The 20,667-nt window shown below is 57.3% G+C and carries 19 protein-coding genes, 1 rRNA gene and 1 pseudogene; 7 read left to right on the forward strand and 14 right to left on the reverse strand.

The genetic code is table 11. The features are described from left to right. Positions 1-6 precede the first annotated feature (6 nt). Positions 7-122 (forward strand): 5S ribosomal RNA (gene rrf, locus FJU30_RS12700). Positions 123-699: 577 nt separating this feature from the next. Here rrf and FJU30_RS12705 read toward each other — a convergent pair. From FJU30_RS12705 to msrP, 14 genes are all read right to left on the reverse strand, one after another. Further along, positions 700-1,365 carry an amino acid ABC transporter permease gene (locus tag FJU30_RS12705; protein WP_150435349.1) on the reverse strand — a complete coding sequence of 222 codons (666 nt, stop codon included), beginning with the start codon at positions 1,363-1,365 and terminating at the stop codon, positions 700-702. A 24-nt stretch (positions 1,366-1,389) separates the two neighbouring features. Then, positions 1,390-2,160 (reverse strand): amino acid ABC transporter substrate-binding protein, encoded by a 771-nt coding sequence (locus tag FJU30_RS12710; protein WP_150435350.1) that lies wholly within the window; start codon positions 2,158-2,160, stop codon positions 1,390-1,392. 432 nt (positions 2,161-2,592) lie between these two features. Then, the gene (locus FJU30_RS12715; protein ID WP_150435351.1) at positions 2,593-3,777 is read right to left on the reverse strand and encodes a uroporphyrinogen decarboxylase/cobalamine-independent methonine synthase family protein; all 1,185 of its coding nucleotides are present in this window, start codon (positions 3,775-3,777) and stop codon (positions 2,593-2,595) included. A 261-nt stretch (positions 3,778-4,038) separates the two neighbouring features. Next, positions 4,039-4,335, reverse strand: coding sequence for a DNA-binding transcriptional regulator Fis (gene fis / locus FJU30_RS12720; protein ID WP_012883002.1), 297 nt, complete (start codon positions 4,333-4,335; stop codon positions 4,039-4,041). Positions 4,336-4,358: 23 nt separating this feature from the next. After that, complete coding sequence (gene dusB, locus FJU30_RS12725; protein ID WP_150435615.1) at positions 4,359-5,324, reverse strand: tRNA dihydrouridine synthase DusB; 966 nt, start codon at positions 5,322-5,324, stop codon at positions 4,359-4,361. Positions 5,325-5,700: 376 nt separating this feature from the next. Next, entirely contained in the window at positions 5,701-6,441 is a 741-nt protein-coding gene (locus tag FJU30_RS12730; protein ID WP_150435352.1) for a carbonic anhydrase, read from the reverse strand. Positions 6,442-6,610: 169 nt separating this feature from the next. Further along, positions 6,611-7,492, reverse strand: coding sequence for a 50S ribosomal protein L11 methyltransferase (gene prmA, locus FJU30_RS12735; protein ID WP_150435353.1), 882 nt, complete (start codon positions 7,490-7,492; stop codon positions 6,611-6,613). 18 nt (positions 7,493-7,510) lie between these two features. Next, on the reverse strand, positions 7,511-8,962 hold the full coding sequence (gene panF, locus FJU30_RS12740) for a sodium/pantothenate symporter (protein ID WP_150435354.1): 1,452 nt from the start codon (positions 8,960-8,962) through the stop codon (positions 7,511-7,513). Beyond that, positions 8,952-9,194, reverse strand: coding sequence for a YhdT family protein (locus tag FJU30_RS12745; protein ID WP_150435355.1), 243 nt, complete (start codon positions 9,192-9,194; stop codon positions 8,952-8,954). The genes panF and FJU30_RS12745 overlap by 11 nt, the downstream gene beginning before the upstream one ends. A gap of 133 nt (positions 9,195-9,327) precedes the next feature. After that, complete coding sequence (gene accC, locus FJU30_RS12750) at positions 9,328-10,677, reverse strand: acetyl-CoA carboxylase biotin carboxylase subunit (RefSeq protein ID WP_150435356.1); 1,350 nt, start codon at positions 10,675-10,677, stop codon at positions 9,328-9,330. 11 nt (positions 10,678-10,688) lie between these two features. Beyond that, a complete protein-coding gene (gene accB / locus FJU30_RS12755; RefSeq protein ID WP_150435357.1) occupies positions 10,689-11,156 on the reverse strand; it encodes an acetyl-CoA carboxylase biotin carboxyl carrier protein in 468 nt (155 codons plus the stop codon). A 22-nt stretch (positions 11,157-11,178) separates the two neighbouring features. Next, entirely contained in the window at positions 11,179-11,631 is a 453-nt protein-coding gene (gene aroQ, locus FJU30_RS12760) for a type II 3-dehydroquinate dehydratase (protein WP_150435358.1), read from the reverse strand. A 266-nt stretch (positions 11,632-11,897) separates the two neighbouring features. Continuing rightward, positions 11,898-12,506, reverse strand: coding sequence for a protein-methionine-sulfoxide reductase heme-binding subunit MsrQ (gene msrQ, locus FJU30_RS12765; RefSeq protein WP_150435359.1), 609 nt, complete (start codon positions 12,504-12,506; stop codon positions 11,898-11,900). 41 nt (positions 12,507-12,547) lie between these two features. Beyond that, on the reverse strand, positions 12,548-13,549 hold the full coding sequence (msrP, locus tag FJU30_RS12770; protein ID WP_150435360.1) for a protein-methionine-sulfoxide reductase catalytic subunit MsrP: 1,002 nt from the start codon (positions 13,547-13,549) through the stop codon (positions 12,548-12,550). A 413-nt stretch (positions 13,550-13,962) separates the two neighbouring features. On the opposite strand from msrP, the pseudogene csrD reads away from it, so the two are divergent. From csrD to rng, 6 genes and pseudogenes are all read left to right on the forward strand, one after another. After that, a pseudogene (gene csrD, locus FJU30_RS12775) lies at positions 13,963-15,492 on the forward strand (RNase E specificity factor CsrD); the annotation flags it as partial. Between the two features lie 317 nt (positions 15,493-15,809). Then, positions 15,810-16,853 (forward strand): rod shape-determining protein MreB, encoded by a 1,044-nt coding sequence (mreB, locus tag FJU30_RS12780; protein ID WP_150435362.1) that lies wholly within the window; start codon positions 15,810-15,812, stop codon positions 16,851-16,853. A 172-nt stretch (positions 16,854-17,025) separates the two neighbouring features. Next, entirely contained in the window at positions 17,026-18,006 is a 981-nt protein-coding gene (mreC, locus tag FJU30_RS12785; RefSeq protein ID WP_150435363.1) for a rod shape-determining protein MreC, read from the forward strand. Further along, complete coding sequence (mreD, locus tag FJU30_RS12790) at positions 18,003-18,491, forward strand: rod shape-determining protein MreD (RefSeq protein ID WP_150435364.1); 489 nt, start codon at positions 18,003-18,005, stop codon at positions 18,489-18,491. Before mreC ends, mreD begins: the two co-directional genes overlap by 4 nt. A gap of 33 nt (positions 18,492-18,524) precedes the next feature. Then, positions 18,525-19,118 (forward strand): Maf family protein, encoded by a 594-nt coding sequence (locus FJU30_RS12795; protein WP_150435365.1) that lies wholly within the window; start codon positions 18,525-18,527, stop codon positions 19,116-19,118. Beyond that, positions 19,108-20,577, forward strand: a complete 1,470-nt coding sequence (gene rng / locus FJU30_RS12800; RefSeq protein WP_150435366.1) for a ribonuclease G — start codon at positions 19,108-19,110, stop codon at positions 20,575-20,577. The genes FJU30_RS12795 and rng overlap by 11 nt, the downstream gene beginning before the upstream one ends. Positions 20,578-20,667 lie beyond the last annotated feature (90 nt).

The raw sequence follows: 20,667 nt of genomic DNA on the forward strand, positions 1-20,667 counted from the left end.
AATTTGCCTGGCGGCGACAGCGCGGTGGTCCCACCTGACCCCATGCCGAACTCAGAAGTGAAACGCCGCAGCGCCGATGGTAGTGTGGGGCCTCCCCATGCGAGAGTAGGGCACTGCCAGGCATCAAATAAAGGAAGAAGCCCTGTGCGCAAGCGCAGGGCTTTTTGCTGTGCGCGAGCCGGGAAAACGGGCGGCGAGCGGGGCCCGGTCGCCTGACGGACCTCAGGGCGTCTGACGGCGCAGCCAGGCGGCAATAAAGGCGGCGACCTGCGGCCCGTCGCAGATATCCAGCCAGGGAAGCCCGCAGGGACAGGGCTCATCGCTGACGATGGCCAGGGTATGGTCATCGTCGGGCAGGCCGCTTAATGGCCGGCCTGCCGCGGCGCGGTACAGCAGAAGCTTCGCTGCCGACTCATGCCTGAGCCCCTCAGAGGGTATCCGGTTTTTGCTGCGCCGGGCACAGCGGACGCCTTCGCGTGACAGCCACCGGCCGCAATCAATGCCCCTGGCGCCACTCTCCTGCGCTGGTTGCCTGTCACCTGGTCTGCCGCGCGCCGGCCGGCGTCATTCGCAGCGGTCCATCCGGCGTACCGATATCCATCTGATGACGGGTGTGCCTGACCAATCCGGTGCGCATGCCCTGGCCTGGCGGGTTACAACGGGGCTCACTTTTTGGGACCGGGCAGTCTTGTCCTGTCTTCAGCGCTGCAGATGACGCTGATAATGTTTTTCCAGCCGGTCCTGCAGATGACTCAGGACGGTGCTGAACATCAGATAGATCAGCGCTGCCTCAATATACAGAATCAGTGGTTCATAGGTCACGGAAACGATCCGCTGCGCCGCCATAAACATCTCCGGCACGGTAATGACCGCTGCCAGCGAGGTATCTTTAATCAGAGAGATAAAGGTATTGGATAACGGCGGCAGCGACACGAAAACCGACTGAGGGAAGATAACCCAGCGCATGGTCTGCGGGCCAGTCATTCCCAGCGACCAGGCGGCATTCCATTGCCCGGCCGGCACGGACAAAATCGCGCCGCGCACAATTTCCGAACTGTAAGCGCCGACGTTAAGCGTAAAACCGATCAGCGCCGCCGGAAATGCATCCAGCGTAATGCCCGCGCTGGGCAACCCATAGAAGATCAGAAAAAGCTGCACCAGCAGCGGCGTGCCTCTGATCACCCAGACATAAAATTCCGCCAGCCATTTCAGCGGTCCAGGGCCATACAGCCGCGTCAGCGCAATTGCGATGCCAACGGCCAGGCCAAGAATAAAAGAGAGTATCGCCAGAGGAACGGTAAATTTCACTCCAGCGGACAGCAGACTCCAGAAGGAGTCTGCCATTAATTGCAGCCAGGCGGGCATCAGCGTAGCTCCGACTAAACAGGTTTACTGAGAGATATCCTGACCGAAGTAACGTACAGAAATAGTTTTATAGGTTCCGTCCGCTTTTATCTCATCCAGCGCTTTATTGATTGCCTGCACCAGCTGCGGTTGGTTCTTACGTACCAGCACGGCGGAAGGCTCGCCGTTGGCGGCGGTCGCCACAACTTTAACGTTGGCGTCGGGTTTCTGCTTTTTGAAATCGAGGAAGGAGAGATTATCGTTCAGCGTGGCTTCGGCCCGGCCGCTGAGTACCAAATCCAGCGACTGATTAAAGCCGTCGGTTGGAACAATATCCGCGCCGTACTGGGTGGCGAGCTTCGCAAAGTTGCTGGTCAGGCTCTGGGCCGATTTACGCCCCTTCAATCCGTCAAAATCCTTAATGGTGGTATTGTCGCCACGCACCACCAACACGGCTTTGGAATCGATATAGGGTTGGGAGAAGTCATACTTCACTTTACGCGCATCGGTTATGCCGACCTGATTGATCACCGCGTCATAGCGCTTCGCATCGAGGCCGGCGATCAGCCCATCCCAGCGACCTTCAATAAATTCAGCTTTGACGCCCAGTTTTTTCGCAATAGCCTGGCCAATCTCCACATCGAAGCCGACCAGTTGGCCGCTTTTGTCATGAAAGGTGAACGGCGCATAGGTGCCTTCTGTACCGATCTTAATCACGCCGGCCGCCTTGATTGCGCTAAAGTCATCCTGCGCCTGAGCGCCAACGCTGGTTGCCAGCAGTGCGCCAGTCAGTAGTGCAAAACGTATTTTTTTCATTATAGAGTCCTGTGGATAGTCACATTATTTAGCTGATACCCATCACCTTGCACCCGGCGTGTTGCCGCGCGCCACGGCAGGATGCGTACGCCTGTCGCCGGTTGGAAGTTATATCGGGTATATAACTTTTGCTAATAATGAATTTACGCTATTGGAATTATATTTATTAAATCATATTGCGTGATGGGTTATATCAGAAATGAATATAGCGGGTTTTGCATGGATTGCCAGTCGCTGGCGATAAGTCGTACGGGAAAGGCGTGATGGATAAAAACATTCAGGGAACGGAGGCTCGACGCCCGAATAAACGCTCTCAGGGGCGCTCACGGCGATTTAAACGTATCGGCATCAGCCAGATCAGTATATATATCTGGCTGATTACCGCACGGAGAGCGACGGTTTAACGGGGAGGCTAATCCCCGTTGTCGGATATTAGCCCCACACTTCGTCGGCGATGGTTTTGACCAGGGCGATTTTCGCCCACTGTTGCTCTTCCGTCAGAATATTGCCTTCCTCGGTTGAGGCGAAACCGCACTGTGTGCTGAGGCACAGGCGTTCCAGCGGAATATACTGCGTGGCTTCTTTAATCCGCTGAATGACGGCCTGTTTATCTTCGAGTTCGCCGATTTTCGAAGAAATAAGGCCCAGTACGATCTGCTTATCGCCTGATACTTCGCGCAACGGCGAGAAATCGCCTGCGCGTTCGGTATCAAACTCCAGATAGTAAGCCGATACGTTTTCGCGCGCGAACAGCACGCTGGCCACCGGCTGATAGCCGCCGCTGGCTGCCCATGACGAGTGATAGTTGCCGCGGCATACGTGCGTGGTCAGCACCAGGTCTTGCGGCGCGCCTTCGATAGCCGCATTGTTTACCGCCAGATACATCTCCGCCAGCTGTTCGACTTTACTGGTCGCTTTGACTGGCGCCGCGTGGTGTCCGCAGCCGCAACCGCCATCGGTGGATTTCGGCGTGTCCGCTGCACCGCCGCCGGCGAATTTCGGATCGACCAGCATCCCCCACGTGCAGTCATCCAGCTGCAGGTTGCGACAACCGGCGGCATAGAGTTCGCGGATAAAGGTGCGGTAGGCGTTAGCAACATCCTGGATCAGTTCGTCGTCGGTCGGATAAATAGCGCGCGTCGCCGCCTGGTTATCAGGACGCTGCAGCTCCGCCAGAAATTGCGCCGGCGAAGGCACGGTCAGGCGCGGCGTGATGCCAGGTGCGGCAAACTGCAGCAGAAATTTGAAATGTTCGATGAACGCGTGGTTTTCACCGGAAATTTTTCCGGTCAGGCGGGCCGTTTCGGCGCGGGTTTCTTTATCCGCGAACACGTAGCCTTTGGAAATGTCCGCTTTCTCCACGCCGTTCAGCGCCCACATAAAGTCCAGATGCCACCAGCTGCGGCGGAATTCGCCGTCGGTAATAACCTGCAGGCCGGCCGCTTTCTGTTGTTCAACCAGTTCGGTAATGGCTTTGTCTTCCACGCTTTTCAGCTGCGCGGCGGATAAATCGCCTTTAGCAAAGCTGGCGCGGGCGTCATGCAGATAGCGGGGACGAAGATAGCTGCCGACAACATCGGCGCGAAAAGGAGGGATCGTTTTTTGTTCGCTGGTCATTTTTCCTGTCTCTTGTTTTAATCCTTAGCAGGCTAGGCTATCACGGAACAGGATGATATTAAGTTGAAAACTATTCATCAGACGTGAGGGATTTTCATTTTAACGCGTGCGATATTGAGCCGGGCCTTTGCATGGCGCTGTCGCAGGAAGAGGACGGGACAGGAGAGATGGCGCGCGATCATCGGGGTCGCGCCGGGCAAAGAAAAAGGCGCTTAAACCAGAAGGGAAAAGCGCCTTTTCTTAATGCGTAACGGATGAGTATTAATTCATGCCGTATTTTTTCAGTTTCTTACGCAGCGTACCGCGGTTGATACCCATCATTAATGCCGCGCGGGTTTGGTTGCCGCGGGTATATTGCATCACCATGTCCAACAGAGGCTGTTCAACTTCAGCCAGTACCAGCTCATACAGGTCATTAACATCCTGACCGTTCAGTTGAGCAAAATAGTTCTTCAGTGCCTGTTTAACCGAGTCACGCAGGGGTTTTTGGGTTACCTGAGCCTGAGAGTTTACGGTGGAAACGGTCAGTACGTCAGAATTCACGCGTTGTTCGAACATAGTTCTGTCAGCTCTTTTTCTGTTTACGCAAGATTTTCGAAATATGCCTCCAACGCCTCCAGCTGTTCGCTGGCATCCTCTATGGCGTTGAATGTGCGCCGAAACTGGTCGTTTGGGGCATGCTCCTGGAGATACCAGGATACGTGCTTACGAGCAATACGAAATCCCTTGCCTGGACCATAAAAGTCGTGCAATTTCCGTATGTGCTCAATCAACAAACGCCGGACCTCTGCTAAGGGCAGCGGTGCCAGCAGTTCCCCGGTGTCCAGATAATGCTGGATTTCCCGGAAGATCCAGGGTCTTCCCTGAGCGGCTCTTCCTATCATCAGAGCATCAGCTCCGGTGTAATCAAGAACCGCCCTGGCTTTACGCGGGTCAGTAATGTCGCCATTCGCGATAACCGGAATGGAAACAGCCTGCTTAACTGTCCGAATACTGTCGTATTCGGCGTTGCCATTGAACAGGCACGCACGTGTGCGGCCGTGAACGGTTAGCGCCTGAATGCCACAGCCTTCAGCCAATTTGGCAATCTCAACACAGTTACGGTGATCTGGCGCCCAGCCGGTACGGATTTTCAGCGTAACCGGCACATTGACCGCCTGTACTACCGCCGAGAGGATCTGGCCGACCAGATCCGGGTACTGCAACAGCGCAGAACCCGCCATCTTGCGGTTCACCTTTTTGGCTGGACACCCCATGTTGATGTCGATGATCTGCGCGCCGGAATCTGCGTTGATTCTGGCCGCCGCCGCCATCTCGCCCGGATCGCCGCCGGCAATCTGCACGGCCCGGATACCGGGTTCATCACTGTGTACCATGCGCAGACGCGACTTATTCGAACGCCATACTTCCGGATTGGAAGAAAGCATTTCGGATACCGTCATTCCGGCTCCCATCGCGTAACAGAGTTCTCTGAACGGGCGATCGCTTACGCCAGCCATCGGTGCGGCTATCAGGCGATTGGGAAGCTGAAATTGTCCAATATGCATAGACAAAGAGTGACCATACTGTGTCTGTAAGGGCGCGTATATTACGCATTTTTTATCTGATATGAAAGGCCAAACTTTAACCAATCTGCTGAGGACGATCAAAGAATATGCGTTTCGTCCGGATGGGGTAAAATATTATCTTTATTTAACAATGGGTTTCTTTCGTTTGTGCGCTGTTTTTACGCGAAAAAATATTCCGGCCGCATGGTAATTTATCTGTGAACGGGCGTGATTGAAGCAGGAGTTGCACGGATCCCGGCGATTAGCAGGGGATTGCGTTGCCGCAACCGGTCGTGAGGCGGTAAATTTTTTCGCGCGACGGTACGAAAAACGTACGCTCCCGCAATAAATGCGTCGGGAGCGTCAGATAAGCCGCTTAATCGATGATAACCCGGCCGTTTAATGGCTGAACCGGACGATTGTTGGCGTGGTGCATCGCGGCGGTGAATTTGGCGATTTGCGCCGCCGATACCGTGGCCGGTTTCTCCAGCACGATCCAGCGTACGCCTTCGGAGCACGGCGGCGTGGTGAGCGACCCGCTAAAGCGATAGTAGCTTTGCCGCCATTCGGAAGGCACCAGCGCGCCAATATTCAGCGGGGTGGTCAACGTCTCTGAAGTGTTGAGGGTTGACGGCATCTGCCGCCATGCTTTTTCCAGTTCCTGATTCGTGTCGCCCTGTTCAAACATTAGCGCCAGTACAGTTAAGGCGCCCTGTTGATCCTTGTAGACGAAGTGCGCTTCCAGCGGGAAGGCCTTGCCGTCGATCTCATTTTCACTCGGCGCGTGGAAGTGGAACTGTTGCAAAGTGAAGGAGTCATTGTCCATCACCAGGGTATTGCCCGCGCTGACGTCCACCTGAATGGTATGGCCGTTGTTGATGATGTGTTGAGCGCCGGGCTGGTAAGAGAGCTGCAGCGCCTGGTGGGTGGTTTTTAACGCGCCGTGGATATCGACAGGCGACTGATTTTTGCCGTTGCCGCACAGGGAAAAATCGGGTGAAAGTTGGCCCCAGTGTTCGGGCGCCCCCTGTCCTTCATAGCTCCAGTGAGCGTGTTCGGAAGCGTGGAGGGAAAAGCAGGCGGTAAACGCGAGGGCGGCTAGCAGTTTATACTTCATGAGATAATCCATTCCAAAAGTACGATGATTCACTTCATCTGTTAAACAACCGATGGAGTTCGTGGGGTCATGAGGATACACCCATCTTTTTAAAGGTTAAACGGCGGCGCGCATCGCCACCGGAAACCGACGGGCTTCTGGTGGCGATACCGGCGAGGTTAAGGCGGGGTTAGCGGCGTACGCCGGTGATGCGGCACCACTCCTCTTTTTCCACGATCGGATCAAGCTGGAACTTGTCCTGGTAGGCGGCGGCGACATGGCTGGCCTGGCTGGCCAGAATGCCGGACAGCCCCAAATGGGCGCCGCTTTTCGGCAGCTCGCTGATAAGCGGCGCCAGCTCGCGCAGCGGGCCGGCCAGGATATTGGCTACCACTACGTCGGCGGACAGGTCGGCGGGCTGATCCCGCGGCAGGTATAGTTCCAGACGGTCCGACACGCCGTTGCGGCTGGCGTTGTCGCGGCTGGCCTGAATTGCCTGCGGGTCGATATCAATTCCGATGGCGCGCGCCGCTCCGAGCTTCAGCGCCGCGATGGCGAGAATACCGGAGCCGCAGCCGAAATCGATGATGGTTTTGCCCGCCAGATCCAGCCCGTCCAGCCATTCCAGGCACATCGCCGTGGTGGGATGGGTGCCGGTGCCGAAGGCCAGACCCGGGTCAAGCATGACATTGACCGCATTCGGATCGGGAACGTCGCGCCAGCTCGGGCAGATCCACAGGCGCTGGCCGAAACGCATCGGATGGAAATTATCCATCCATTCCCGTTCCCAGTCTTTGTCTTCGAGCTGTTCGATTTTATGGCGGAAACCGTGGCCCAGCAGCGGTTCGCCGGACAGGATGGCCACCACCTCATGCATATCGGTTTCGGCGTCATACAGCCCGATGACGTCGGTATCGCCCCACAACAGGGTCTCGCCCGGCAGCGGTTCGAATACCGGGTTGTCGTGCGTATCCTGAAAGGTGACGGACACGGCGCCGCTTTCGATTAGCGCGTCGCCCAGCTGTTCGGCATGGCTGCCGGTGGTGTTGATCTTTAACTGAATCCAGGGCATAGCAATCTCAATAATCAATTAGTGTGAAACCGACTGGCCGGCCGGGGCGGGAGACGCCTTTCCAAACCGGTTGCCGACCATGAAAGCCAGCAGGCTTAACAGCAGCGCCGGCACAATCGGATGGAATCCGGCCAGGTGTAAATTAAAGCTTGCCAGCAGGGTATAACAGACGGCGCCGGAAATCATCGAACTCAGCGCGCCGGCCGCATTGGCGCGCTCCCAGTATAGCCCCAGCACCAGCGGCCAGAGAAAAACGGCCTCCAGACCGCCAAAGGCCAGCAGGTTCAGCCAGATAATCATCTCTGGCGGCCGCAGAGAGGCGAGCAGCACCAGCAGACCCAGCAGCAGGGTGGTGACGCTGGAAATGCGCTTAATGTGGCGCTCATCGCCCATACGCTGCGGCCAGGCGCTCAGGTAGAGGTCCTTAATCATAGTGGCCGACGCCTGCAGTAAATGGGCATTGATGTTGGACATAATGGCGGCCATCGGCGCGGCGAGGAACAGACCCGCCGCCAGCGGCGGCAGCACGGTGATCATTAGCGTGGGCAAGACCTGGTCCGGGACGGTCAGATTAGGGACGATCGCCCGGCCGAGCGCGCCGGCCAGATGCATTCCGAGCATCAGGATGCCGATCACGATGGTGCCGATAATAATACCGCGGTGCAGCGCCTTGCTGTCGCGATAGGAGATGCAGCGCACCGCGGTGTTCGGCAGGCCGATGACGCCGAAACAGACCAAAACCCAAAAGGAAGCCATAAACGGCATCGACAGGATCTGATCGCTGCCGTGCGGATCGATCAGCGCCGGATCGATCCGCTGTAGCTTATCGACTGCGCTGTGCAGCCCGCCGGCGGCGTGTATGACCGCGACAATCAGCAACAGGGTGCCGACCAGCATGACGATGCCCTGCATCGCGTCATTCAGCACGCTGGCGCGAAAGCCGCCGAAGGCGGTATACAGCGCGATGGTCACGCCGAAAATCAGCAGCCCGGTGTCATAGGGGATGCCGGCGGCGGTTTCCAGCAGGCGCGCGCCGCCGATGAACTGCACCGCCATAGCGCCGATAAACGCGATCAGCAGGCTGATGCTGGCCAGCCAGACCAGCAGTCGGCTGCCATAGCGGGCATACAGCATGTCATTGAGCGTGATGGCGTTGTAGCGCCGGGCCAGAATAGCGAATTTTTTGCCCAGGATGCCGAGGGACAGCAACATGGTCGGCAACTGGATCATCGACAGCAGCACCCAGCCCAGACCGTATTTATAGGCGGCGCCGGGTCCGCCTATAAACGAGCTGGCGCTGACGTAGGTACCGATCAGGGTCATGGCCAGCACAAAGCCGCCCATCGAGCGGCTGCCGAGGAAGTATTCCTGCAGGAAACTGCCCTGGTTGCGGCGCGTCCATGCATAGAACGACAGCGCAAACACCAGCAGCAGGTAGCCCGCCAGCGGCAGTATGATTTCAATCTGCATCGCGATCCTCCAGCGGAATATCGCGGAAGACGAAGCGCACCATCAGCCAGCAGGCGACAATAAAGATGAGCGGCAGCAGCAGACAGGATATTTCGAACCAGTGTGGTAAACCGGTGAAGCCAGGCGTATTGCCAGGCAGGTAGGCGGCGGCGAACCAGGCGGCCAGCCAGGCCAGCGTCAGGCCCAAAGCCCAGCGAGCTTCCCTATGAGCCTGGACAAAACGAGCGTCCATGTTTCCCCCTGTAAACGGACAAATGCTTGTGCCTGAATGCAGCGTCAGGCGAGTCATATCAGGGCATTGGTCGACAGAAAAACAAAAGGCTGGTTTGCACCAGCCTGTTATTAGAACAACGCGGTTCCTGCGGTTATTTTTCCTGCAGGCCGAGTTTTTTCTCCAGATAGTGGATATTGGTGCCACCGTTCTGGAAGTTTTCGTCGTTCATGATCTTCAACTGCAGTTCGACGTTGGTTTTGATGCCGTCGATGATCAGTTCCGCCAGCGCGTTTTTCATCCGTGCAATGGCGACGTCCCGGCTTTCGCCGTAGGCGATCAGTTTACCGATCATGGAGTCGTAGTACGGCGGTACCGTATAGCCGGCATAGATATGCGATTCCCAGCGTACGCCGAAGCCGCCCGGCGCGTGGAAACGGGTGATTTTCCCCGGGCTGGGCAGAAAGGTGTTCGGGTCTTCGGCATTGATGCGGCACTCGATCGCATGGCCTCTCACCACCACTTCTTCCTGCTTGATCGACAACGGTTGACCGGCCGCGATGCGCAGTTGCTCTTTGATCAGATCGACCCCGGTGATCATTTCGGTGACCGGATGTTCCACCTGAATACGGGTATTCATTTCGATGAAATAGAATTCGCCGTTTTCATACAGGAACTCGAACGTACCGGCACCCCGATAACCGATTTCGACACAGGCGTTGGCGCAGCGTTCGCCGATATAACGGCGCAGATCGCTGGTGATGCCCGGCGCGGGCGCTTCTTCCACCACTTTCTGGTGACGACGCTGCATGGAGCAGTCGCGTTCCGCCAGGTAGATCGCGTTGCCCTGACCGTCCGCCAGCACCTGAATTTCGATATGGCGCGGGTTTTCCAGGTATTTCTCCATGTAAATCATATCGTTGCTGAACGCCGCTTTGGCTTCGGCACGAGTCATATTAATGGAGGATTCCAGGTCTTTGTCGCTGCGCACGACGCGCATACCGCGTCCGCCGCCGCCGCCGGAGGCCTTGATGATCACCGGGTAGCCGATGCGTTTAGCAAAGGCGCGGTTCTTTTCCATATCGTCGGTCAGCGGACCGTCGGAACCGGGCACGCAGGGCACGCCGGCCTTTTTCATCGCGCTGATGGCGGAAACTTTATCCCCCATCAGGCGGATGGTTTCCGCGCGCGGGCCAATAAAGATAAAGCCGGAGCGCTCCACCTGTTCGGCGAAGTCGGCGTTTTCAGACAGAAAACCATAGCCCGGATGAATAGCCACCGCACCGGTGATTTCCGCGGCGGAAATGATCGCCGGGATATTCAGGTAACTTTTGACCGATGGCGCGGGGCCGATGCAGACGGTTTCATCCGCCAGCAATACATGTTTCAGATCGCGATCCGCACTGGAATGCACGGCGACCGTCTTGATGCCCAGTTCTTTACAGGCACGCAAGATACGCAGCGCAATTTCACCGCGGTTAGCGATAACGATTTTATCTAGCATGGCGCGCCTCGTTATTCGATGACAACCAATGGCTCGTCAAATTCAACAGGTTGGCCATTATCCAGCAGAACGGCTTTCACAACGCCGGCTTTATCGGCTTCGATCTGGTTCATCATCTTCATTGCTTCAACGATACACAGGGTATCACCGACGTTAACCTGCTGGCCGACTTCCACAAAGGCTTTGGCGTCAGGGCTGGGCGTGCGGTAGAAGGTGCCGACCATCGGCGAACGCACGATGTGGCCGCTGATGGCTGCCGGCGCGGCGGGCGTTTCAGCGGCCGGCGCGGCGGAAACCGCCGTTGCCAGCGCGGGTTGCGGTTGCGGCGCTGGCGCATAGACTTGCTGAGCGACCGGGTAAGATGGCGCTGCCGCGGCACGACTGATACGTACTGATTCTTCGCCTTCAGAAATTTCCAGTTCAGAAATGCCGGACTCTTCAACCAGTTCGATCAGTTTTTTGATTTTACGAATATCCATGAGTGTGGTTCCGTACTCTTGATTAATTGGGTGTTGACAGGCGTTTTATCGCTGTCTGTAAAGCGTAGTGATAACCATCTGCACCAAGCCCGCAAATAACGCCCGCCGACACATCGGATAAATAAGAATGGTGGCGAAACGGCTCACGGGCATGAACATTGGACAGGTGAATTTCAATAAACGGGATAGCGACGGCCAGTAATGCATCGCGTAACGCCACGCTGGTGTGCGTAAACGCGGCCGGGTTAATCAGGATATAGTCCGTATTGCCCCGGGCCTGATGGATTCTGTCGATCAGCGCATATTCTGCATTCGACTGCAAATGAGACAGACGGACGCCCGCGGCCTGCGCCTCAACGTCCAGCCGGCTGATAATCTCATCCAGCGTGGTATGGCCGTACTTATCCGGCTCACGCGTACCCAGCAGGTTGAGATTGGGGCCGTTCAAAAGCAAAATGTGACACTTTTCCGCCATTATGCTGCTATCTCCCGCAATTAGCTCGACGTCGCACAAAATAGCGCGATGTTGCCGGTTTGTCACCTTTTGACGGCGACATTGCCCGGACGTCAGGCCACAAAGTCGGGCATTATAACTATTTCGTGGCAATTCGCAGCTAAATACTGGTCTTATCTGCGAAGATATTCTACCTGCGCCCGTTCGGTCAGATGATGCCGGCCGTTGGCCTCCGCTATCCCGCAGTTTGCCGGTGCGTTGGTCAGACGCAAGGCGTATCCTGCCGTTTAGCGGCTCGAACGCCACCACTGGCGAAACTTTTTATAGCGCAGCAGCAGCAAGAGCAGCGCGGCCAGCGCGTATAAAATAGGTTGGGGCGAACGTGTTTTAACTGACCAAAGATAGTGCACCGGCGCCAGGATTGCGACCAGATAGATGAAGTTGTGCAGTTTCTGCCAGTGGGATCCCAGCTTACGCATTGCCGCCCGGGGGGAAGTTAGCGCCAGCGCCAGCAGAATCAGCCAGCTAATAATTCCCAGCGTCAAATAGGGCCGCGACACCAACTCTTCTCCCAGCAGCGCCAGGTGGCCTATCCCCAGCTCCAGCAGGGCGTAACTCGCCAGGTGCAGGCTGGCCCATGCAAAACACCATAGCCCGATCGCCCGCCGGCAGCGGATAAGCAACGGTTGTCTGCCGTAGCGGGCCAGCGGCGCGACCAGCAGCGTGGCGAACAGCCACTTCAGCGCCATACGGCCGGTAAAGTGCTGAATATCTTTGGCCGGATCGGCGCTCAGCCAGCCCTGATTGACGGCCAGCGCCAGCCACAGCAGCGGCAATAGCGCCGCCAGGTGAATCATGACTTTCAGCCATTTCAGCTGTTGAAGCGTTAGCCGCATGTTGTTGTCCCGTTCGCCGGAGCCCGTGGAGACGGCATCCGTCAGAAATTCTGCCGCAGGTTCAGGCCGCGGTACAGCGCGGCGACCCGATCGGCGTAACCATTGAACAGCAGCGTCGGCTGCCGTTTAACATCCAGAATGCCGCCTGCGCCGATTACGCGTTCCGTCGCCTGCGACCAGCGCGGATGATCCACATGCGGATTCACGTTGGCGTAGAAGCCGTATTCGCCGGGCGCCGCCAGATTCCAGGTTGACGGCGGTTGGTCGCGGGTGAAGCGGATGTGCACGATGGATTTGATGTTTTTAAAACCATATTTCCACGGCGCGATGACTCTCAGCGGCGCGCCGTTCTGCGGCGGCAGCGTTTTACCATAGACGCCGACGCTCAGCAGAGCCAGCGGGTTCATGGCCTCGTCCAGCCGCAGGCCTTCGACGTAAGGGTAACTAAGGCCGCCGCCCATAAAGCTGTTTTTCTGCCCCGGCATTTGCCCGGGATCGTACAGCGTCTGAAAGCCGATATAGCGTGCATGACCGGTGGGCTCGGCAAATTTAATCAACTTCGCCAGTTCGAACCCGATCCAGGGCACCACCATCGACCAGGCTTCCACGCAGCGAAAACGATAGATTCGTTCTTCCAGCGAGAAACGTTTTAGCAGCATATCGATATCCAGCGTGATGGGTCTGGCGACCTCGCCGTCGATCTGGATTGTCCAGCCGTCCGTTTTCAAACCGCCGGCATTGGCGGCGGGATCGGCCTTATCCATGCCGAACTCATAGAAATTGTTATAACCGGTGACCTTATCCTCTGGCGTGAGGGGGATGTTAAGCCGCCAGTCCGTCGGTCTGGTGAACGCCAGCGGTTTGCCCGGCGGCGAGTCGGGCCGCTGCTCGCCTTTAAACCAGTCGAGTAAATTGGCCCGCGCCGACAGCGGCAGCGACAGGGCGGCGGCGCTGATGCCAAGGGCTTTTAGCACGCGCCTGCGCTGATGGAAAATAGCTTCCGGCGTGACATCGGCCTCGGTCAGGGTACGTTTTTTATCCATGCTTCACTCCCGCCTGCTGGGCGTATTCGGATTCGCACTTACTTATTTATAGATGAGCTGCGCCGGGAACAGCGACTGGGCCGGTGAAATAGTTCTTTGCAGGGTGTAACGGCGATATAACCGTCATACATCAGGTCGACGAATTATTTAGGCCATATAACGGCGCGAACCAGTCCGTCATGTCGCCGGGCAGGATGCGAGGCGGGTAGCATATCGGTGGACAAAGAGCAAAAAATGCATGAAAAACAGTATGGATTAGCTATGCTTGTGGTAATGATCAGGAGCAGGCTGGAACGTGATATACCGGACGGAGGCATGATGCAGGGATGGGACTGACGACAAGACTATCAATACTGATAACGCTGCTGATCGCGCTGGCGATGGTATTGATTTTTCTGAGTCAGGGTGCGCCGGTGGCTATTCTGATCTCGGTGGCGATTGTGGCCGCGCTGCTGTGGGGGCTGATACGCGGATTGCGCCGGCATCGGGATGCCCGGCAGGCGCTGGAGGCGCGGGCGCAGCGCATTCTTGACGGCGCGCGGGAAAATATCCTGAGCGGCGCGCAGCCGGAGTGGCCGCAGAACGTTAGTCAGGCGCTGGACCTGCTGCTGGCCGATCTGCTGGCGGCGCGGGAAGAGCGCAACCGTATCGACACCCTTATTCGCTCCTTTGCGGCGCAGGACGCAGAAACCGGCCTCAATAATCGTTTATTTTTCGATAATCAATTAACCACCCAGTTGGATGACGTTGAAACCGGCGGAACGCACGGCGTAGTGATGATGATCCGCGTGCCGGATTTCGATCTGCTGCAGGAAACGTCGGGCGTGGGCGACATCAGCGAGTTTCGTTATGCGCTGGTCAATCTGCTGTCAACCTTCGTGATGCGTTATCCCTCGGCGCTGCTGGCGCGTTATTTTCACAGCGAATTCGCCGTGCTGTTGCCGCACCGGACGCTGAAAGAGGCGGACAGCATCGCCGCTCAGCTGATTAAGGCCATTGATATTCTGCCGTTTACCCCCGGCATTAACCGCGAGGCGCTGCTGCATATCGGTATCTGCGCCTGGCGCAGCGGTCAGCCCGTCGAGCAGGTGATGGAAAGCGTGGAGGATGCCACGCGTCATGCGGTTCTGCAGGGCGGCAATAGCTGGTATGTCTACGACCGTCAGGTGCCAGATAAAGGTCGGGGCAGCGTCAAGTGGCGCACGCTGCTGGAGCATACGCTGTCGCACGGCGGCCCCAGACTGTACCAGAAGCCGGCCGTCACCCGCGCGGGGAAAGTACATCATCGTGAGTTGATGAGCCGCATTTTCGATGGTTCGCAGGAGGTGCTGGCGGCGGAATATATGCCGCTGGTGCGGCAACTGGGGCTGACCGCGAGCTATGATCGTCTGCAGATCTCGCGGGCGATGGCGTTGCTGGCGCGCTGGCCGCAGGAGACGATCGCGATCCCGGCGTGCGTGGACTCTCTGTTGCAGCCTCCTTTTCTGCGCTGGCTGCAGGAAGCGCTGCTGCACTACACGAAAGAGCAGCGTCGGCGCATTTTGTTTGAACTTGCGGAAGCGGATGTGTGTCAATACATGGGCCGGCTGCAGCCTGTGCTGGATAAGCTCGGCAAAATGGGCTGCCGTCTGGCGGTGACGCAGGCGGGGTTAACCCTGGTCAGCTGCACCTATATTCGGTCGTTAACGGTCGAGATCATCAAGCTGCATCCCGGGCTGGTGAGAAATCTGGAACAGCGCACGGAAAACCAGCTCTATATCCAGAGCCTGACCGAAGCCTGTAAGGGCTCGGGAACCCAGGTTTTCGCCGCCGGCGTGAGGAGTAAAGCGGAATGGCAGACGTTGCTGGATAAGGGCGTCAGAGGCGGTCAGGGCGATTTTTTCATGTCGTCGCGACCGGTTGACGACGCGTTAAAAAAATATTCTTCGCGCGGCGGCGTTTAGTGTAAAAGTTCGTACCGAATTGACGTAGAATGCAGCAGTCGGATTCTGAAGTTAGTGTGCGCTTACGTCAGCGGCAATCCGATAAAATGTTAGATTTTATGTCCTGTGTTAGTGCCATTTAATCCGGCAGAGCATGTTAATCTGCACGTTCTCCCCGGGAACGACAGCTCTAACGGCCGACGTTGAGAAAACGGGATGAATAACACAGACTTTTTTCACCGGAGCAGAGCGTTGTCGTGCCTTGTCGCTGCTTCGCGTGGTTGGTAAAGTAGGCGGATTTATTTTTCGCCCCCAGCTTGCAGGATTACCCTTTAGTTATGTTTAAGAAATTTCGTGGCATGTTTTCCAACGACTTGTCCATCGACCTGGGTACAGCCAATACCCTTATTTATGTTAAAGGACAGGGCATCGTACTGAATGAACCCTCAGTGGTCGCCATTCGGCAGGATCGTGCAGGTTCGCCTAAAAGCGTCGCTGCGGTAGGCCATGACGCTAAACAGATGCTGGGTCGTACGCCCGGCAATATCGCCGCCATACGTCCGATGAAAGACGGGGTGATCGCTGACTTTTTCGTCACCGAAAAAATGCTGCAGCACTTTATCAAGCAGGTGCACAGCAACAGTTTTATGCGCCCGAGTCCGCGCGTGCTGGTCTGTGTGCCGGTCGGCGCGACTCAGGTGGAACGGCGCGCCATTCGTGAATCCGCTCAGGGGGCCGGCGCGCGCGAAGTTTTCCTGATTGAAGAACCGATGGCGGCGGCGATCGGCGCCGGCCTGCCGGTTTCGGAAGCGACCGGTTCAATGGTGGTGGATATTGGCGGCGGCACGACGGAAGTGGCGGTGATCTCGCTGAACGGCGTGGTGTACTCCTCTTCGGTGCGTATCGGCGGCGACCGTTTTGACGAAGCCATCATCAACTATGTCCGGCGCAACTATGGCTCGCTGATCGGCGAAGCGACGGCCGAACGTATTAAGCATGAGATTGGCTCCGCCTATCCGGGCGATGAAGTGCGCGAAATCGAAGTGCGCGGTCGCAACCTGGCTGAAGGGGTGCCGCGTGGTTTCACCCTGAATTCGAACGAGATTCTGGAAGCGCTGCAGGAACCGCTGACGGGGATCGTCAGCGCCGTTATGGTAGCGCTGGAACAGTGCCCGCCCGAGCTGGCGTCGGATATCTCCGAACGCGGCATGGTGCTGACCGGCGGCGGTGCGCTGCTGCGTAATCTGGATCGTCTGCTGATGGAAGAGACGGGCATTCCGGTGGTGGTGGCGGATGATCCGCTGACCTGCGTCGCCCGCGGCGGCGGCAAGGCGCTGGAGATGATCGATCTGCACGGCGGTGATTTGTTCAGCGAAGAATAATTCCGGTCGACAAAAGGGGAAACCGTATGGGTGAACGCGCGCGTTTTCATCCGTCGCGGTCGCCCCTTTTTTACTTGCCGCCTCTTTGTGGCTTGCCCTGAAGGCCGATGCTTCGCGTTGTTAGAAACGCTCCCGGCGATTTTTTATTGCTGTCGAGGAATACGCAAATTTTATGAAGCCGATTTTTAGCCGGGGCCCCTCCCTGCAACTACGACTGTTCCTTGCCGTCATTACGGCGATCGGGTTGATTATCGCCGACAGCCGGCTGGGCACCTTCGTGAAAATCAGAACGTATATGGATACCGCGGTCAGTCCGTTCTATTTTCTGGCTAACGGTCCACGTCAGGTGCTTGATAGCGTATCGGAAACGCTGGCGTCCCGCGATCAGCTGGGGCTGGAGAATCGCGCGTTGCGTCAGGAGTTGCTGTATAAAAACAGCGACTTGATGCTGCTTGGTCAGTTAAAGCAGGAGAATGCCCGGCTGCGCGAACTGCTCGGTTCGCCGCTGCGTCAGGACGAGCAGAAAATGGTGACCCAGGTCATTTCGACCGGTACCGATCCCTACAGCGATCAGGTGGTGATTGATAAAGGCGCCGCCAGCGGCGTGTACGAAGGCCAGCCGGTCATCAGCGATAAAGGCGTGGTCGGCCAGGTGATTGCCGTTGCCCAGCAGACCAGCCGCGTGCTGTTGATTTGCGACGCCTCGCACGCGCTGCCGATCCAGGTGCTGCGCAACGATATTCGGGTCATCGCCGCCGGCAACGGCTGCACGGACGATCTGCAACTGGAGCACCTGCCCAACAATACGGATATCCGCGTCGGCGACGTGCTGGTGACCTCGGGGCTGGGCGGCCGCTTCCCCGAAGGCTATCCGGTGGCGGTGGTGTCCTCCGTCCGGGTCGATACCCAGCGCGCCTATACTATTATTCAGGCGCGCCCGACCGCCGGCCTGCAGCGTCTGCGCTATCTATTGCTGATGTGGGGCGTGGACAATCATTCCAGCGTGGCGCTGCCGCCGTCTGAAGTTCACCGCATCGCCAGCGAACGCCTGATGCAGATGATGCCGCAGGTGCTGCCCGCCCCGGACAGCATGGGGCCGCCGTCGCCGCTGAACGGCGAGTCGGGCAGCGAGCCCGCAGGGACCCAGCCGTGAATCGCTATCGCAGGCACGGCAGTTGGATTATCTGGCTCTCCTTTTTGTGCGCGATGGTGCTGCAGATCATGCCCTGGCCGGAGCCGCTTTATGTCTTTCGCCCTTCCTGGCTGACGCTGATTTTAATCTATTGGGTGATGGCGCTGCCGCATCGGGTTAATGTGGGCACCGGCTTTATGCTAGGGTTAATTATGGATTTAATCCTCGGCTCGGTGCTGGGCGTGCGGGCGCTGTCGCTGAGTATTATCGCCTATCTGGTGTCGTTTAAGTTCCAGCTGTTCCGCAATATGGCCTTGTGGCAGCAGGCGCTGATAGTGATGCTGCTTTCCCTGGTGCTGGACGTGCTGGTTTTCTGGGCCGATTTTCTTGTGATCAATGTCACTTTTCGGCCGGATACGCTATGGAACAGCGTAGTGGACGGCATACTCTGGCCGTGGCTGTTTCTGCTGATGCGTAAAATTCGGCGCCAGTTTGCCGTGCAGTGAGTATGCCGCTATGGTAATGAAAAAAGGGCATCTATGAGCCAACTTTATCTGGCCTCGGCTTCTCCCCGACGGCGGGAATTGCTGACGCTGCTGGGAATTCCGTTCTCTCATCTTAGCGTGGCGGTGGAAGAACGGCGCCGTCCGGCGGAAGCCGCGCAGGATTACGTCCGTCGTCTGGCGCAGGATAAGGCGCAGGCCGGCGTGGCGGCGGCCAGCGCCGATCTGCCGGTGCTGGGGGCGGATACCATCGTGGTGCTCGACGGTCAGGTGCTGGAAAAGCCGCGCGATGAAGCGCAGGCGGCGCGAATGCTGGCCGCGCTTTCCGGTCGCGGTCATCAGGTGATGACCGCGGTCGCGCTGGCCGACCGGCGCGATTGCCAGTGCTGCCTGGTCACTACCGATGTACTGTTTCGTTCGCTCTCTTCCCAGGATATTGACGCCTATGTCGCGACCGGCGAGCCAATGGATAAGGCGGGCGCCTACGGTATCCAGGGCAAAGGTGGCTGTTTCGTGAAATCAATCCGGGGGAGCTACCATGCCGTGGTAGGATTACCGCTGGTAGAAACTTACGAACTGTTCAGTAATTTTGCTGTATTGCGCGAGGCGAGAGGAGATCATGACTGCTGAATTACTGGTAAACGTCACGCCATCGGAAGCGCGCGTCGCCTATATCGATGGTGGTATCCTGCAGGAAATTCATATTGAACGCGATGCCAGACGCGGCATTGTCGGCAATATTTATAAAGGGCGGGTCAGCCGGGTGTTGCCCGGAATGCAGGCGGCCTTTGTGGATATTGGCCTGGATAAGGCCGCGTTCCTGCACGCCTCTGACATCATGCCGCACACCGAGTGCGTGGCCGGCGAGGAGCAGAAGAATTTCCACGTGCGGGATATTGCCGAACTGGTGCGCCAGGGGCAGGACCTGATCGTACAGGTGGTCAAAGATCCGCTGGGCACCAAAGGCGCTCGGTTGACGACCGATATCACGCTGCCGTCGCGTTATCTGGTGTTTATGCCCGGCGCGGCTCATGTCGGCGTATCGCAGCGCATTGAGAGCGAGGCCGAACGCGAGCGACTGAAGAAGATTGTTGCCGCTTATTGCGACGAACAGGGCGGCTTTATTATTCGCACCGCGGCCGAAGGCGTGGGCGAGGAAGAGCTTTCCCAGGATGCGGCGTTCCTGAGACGTTTGTGGAATAAGGTTATGGAGCGTAAAAAGCGCAACCAGACCAAATGCAAGCTCTATGGGGAACTGGCGCTGGCGCAGCGCGTCCTGCGCGATTTCGCCGGCGCGGCGCTCGATCGTATCCGCGTGGATTCGCGTCTGACGTACGATTCGCTGAAAGAATTCACCGCCGAATATATCCCGGAGATGACTGACAAGCTGGAGCACTATGCCGGCAGGCAGCCCATCTTCGATCTTTATGATGTGGAAAACGAAATCCAGCGCGCGCTGGAGCGTAAAGTCGAGCTGAAATCCGGCGGCTACCTGATCATCGATCAAACCGAGGCGATGACCACCATTGATATCAACACCGGCGCGTTTGTCGGGCATCGCAATCTGGACGAGACGATTTTCAATACCAATATTGAAGCGACCCAGGCGATCGCTCGCCAGCTGCGGCTGCGTAACCTGGGCGGCATTATCATCATCGATTTTATCGATATGAATAATGAAGATCACCGGCGACGCGTGCTGCATTCGCTGGAGCAGGCGCTCAGTAAAGATCGGGTAAAAACCGGGATCAACGGTTTCTCTCAGCTAGGATTAGTGGAGATGACGCGTAAGCGGACGCGTGAAAGTATTGAACATGTGCTATGCAGCGAATGTCCAACCTGTCATGGGCGCGGAACCGTCAAGACGGTGGAGACCGTGTGCTATGAAATTATGCGCGAGATTGTCCGTGTTTATCATGCGTACGACTCCGACCACTTCCTGGTGTACGTTTCAATCCCGGTCGGCGAAGCGTTGAAAAGCGATGAGTCGCACGCGCTGGCGGAGGTCGAGCTGTTTGTCGGCAAACAGGTCAAAGTTCATATCGAACCGCTGTACAGCCAGGAACAGTTCGACGTGGTCATGATGTAAGGCTGGTCGGCAGCGCAGTTCCCGGGCGGGCCGGGCCGTTCAGGGAAAGCAACCTATCGGCAACCTGGGAGATGAGGGGTCTAAAATCAA

This window comes from Affinibrenneria salicis (assembly GCF_008710095.1).

Excerpts from the sequence above, each read along its gene's own strand:
- FJU30_RS12705 (WP_150435349.1), bottom strand. The coding sequence starts at position 1,365 with ATGCCCGCCTGGCTGCAATTAATGGCAGACTCCTTCTGGAGTCTGCTG.
- FJU30_RS12710 (WP_150435350.1), bottom strand. The coding sequence starts at position 2,160 with ATGAAAAAAATACGTTTTGCACTACTGACTGGCGCACTGCTGGCAACC.
- FJU30_RS12715 (WP_150435351.1), bottom strand. The coding sequence starts at position 3,777 with ATGACCAGCGAACAAAAAACGATCCCTCCTTTTCGCGCCGATGTTGTC.
- fis (WP_012883002.1), bottom strand. The coding sequence starts at position 4,335 with ATGTTCGAACAACGCGTGAATTCTGACGTACTGACCGTTTCCACCGTA.
- dusB (WP_150435615.1), bottom strand. The coding sequence starts at position 5,324 with ATGCATATTGGACAATTTCAGCTTCCCAATCGCCTGATAGCCGCACCG.
- FJU30_RS12730 (WP_150435352.1), bottom strand. The coding sequence starts at position 6,441 with ATGAAGTATAAACTGCTAGCCGCCCTCGCGTTTACCGCCTGCTTTTCC.
- prmA (WP_150435353.1), bottom strand. The coding sequence starts at position 7,492 with ATGCCCTGGATTCAGTTAAAGATCAACACCACCGGCAGCCATGCCGAA.
- panF (WP_150435354.1), bottom strand. The coding sequence starts at position 8,962 with ATGCAGATTGAAATCATACTGCCGCTGGCGGGCTACCTGCTGCTGGTG.
- FJU30_RS12745 (WP_150435355.1), bottom strand. The coding sequence starts at position 9,194 with ATGGACGCTCGTTTTGTCCAGGCTCATAGGGAAGCTCGCTGGGCTTTG.
- accC (WP_150435356.1), bottom strand. The coding sequence starts at position 10,677 with ATGCTAGATAAAATCGTTATCGCTAACCGCGGTGAAATTGCGCTGCGT.
- accB (WP_150435357.1), bottom strand. The coding sequence starts at position 11,156 with ATGGATATTCGTAAAATCAAAAAACTGATCGAACTGGTTGAAGAGTCC.
- aroQ (WP_150435358.1), bottom strand. The coding sequence starts at position 11,631 with ATGGCGGAAAAGTGTCACATTTTGCTTTTGAACGGCCCCAATCTCAAC.
- msrQ (WP_150435359.1), bottom strand. The coding sequence starts at position 12,506 with ATGCGGCTAACGCTTCAACAGCTGAAATGGCTGAAAGTCATGATTCAC.
- msrP (WP_150435360.1), bottom strand. The coding sequence starts at position 13,549 with ATGGATAAAAAACGTACCCTGACCGAGGCCGATGTCACGCCGGAAGCT.
- mreB (WP_150435362.1), top strand. The coding sequence starts at position 15,810 with ATGTTTAAGAAATTTCGTGGCATGTTTTCCAACGACTTGTCCATCGAC.
- mreC (WP_150435363.1), top strand. The coding sequence starts at position 17,026 with ATGAAGCCGATTTTTAGCCGGGGCCCCTCCCTGCAACTACGACTGTTC.
- FJU30_RS12795 (WP_150435365.1), top strand. The coding sequence starts at position 18,525 with ATGAGCCAACTTTATCTGGCCTCGGCTTCTCCCCGACGGCGGGAATTG.
- rng (WP_150435366.1), top strand. The coding sequence starts at position 19,108 with ATGACTGCTGAATTACTGGTAAACGTCACGCCATCGGAAGCGCGCGTC.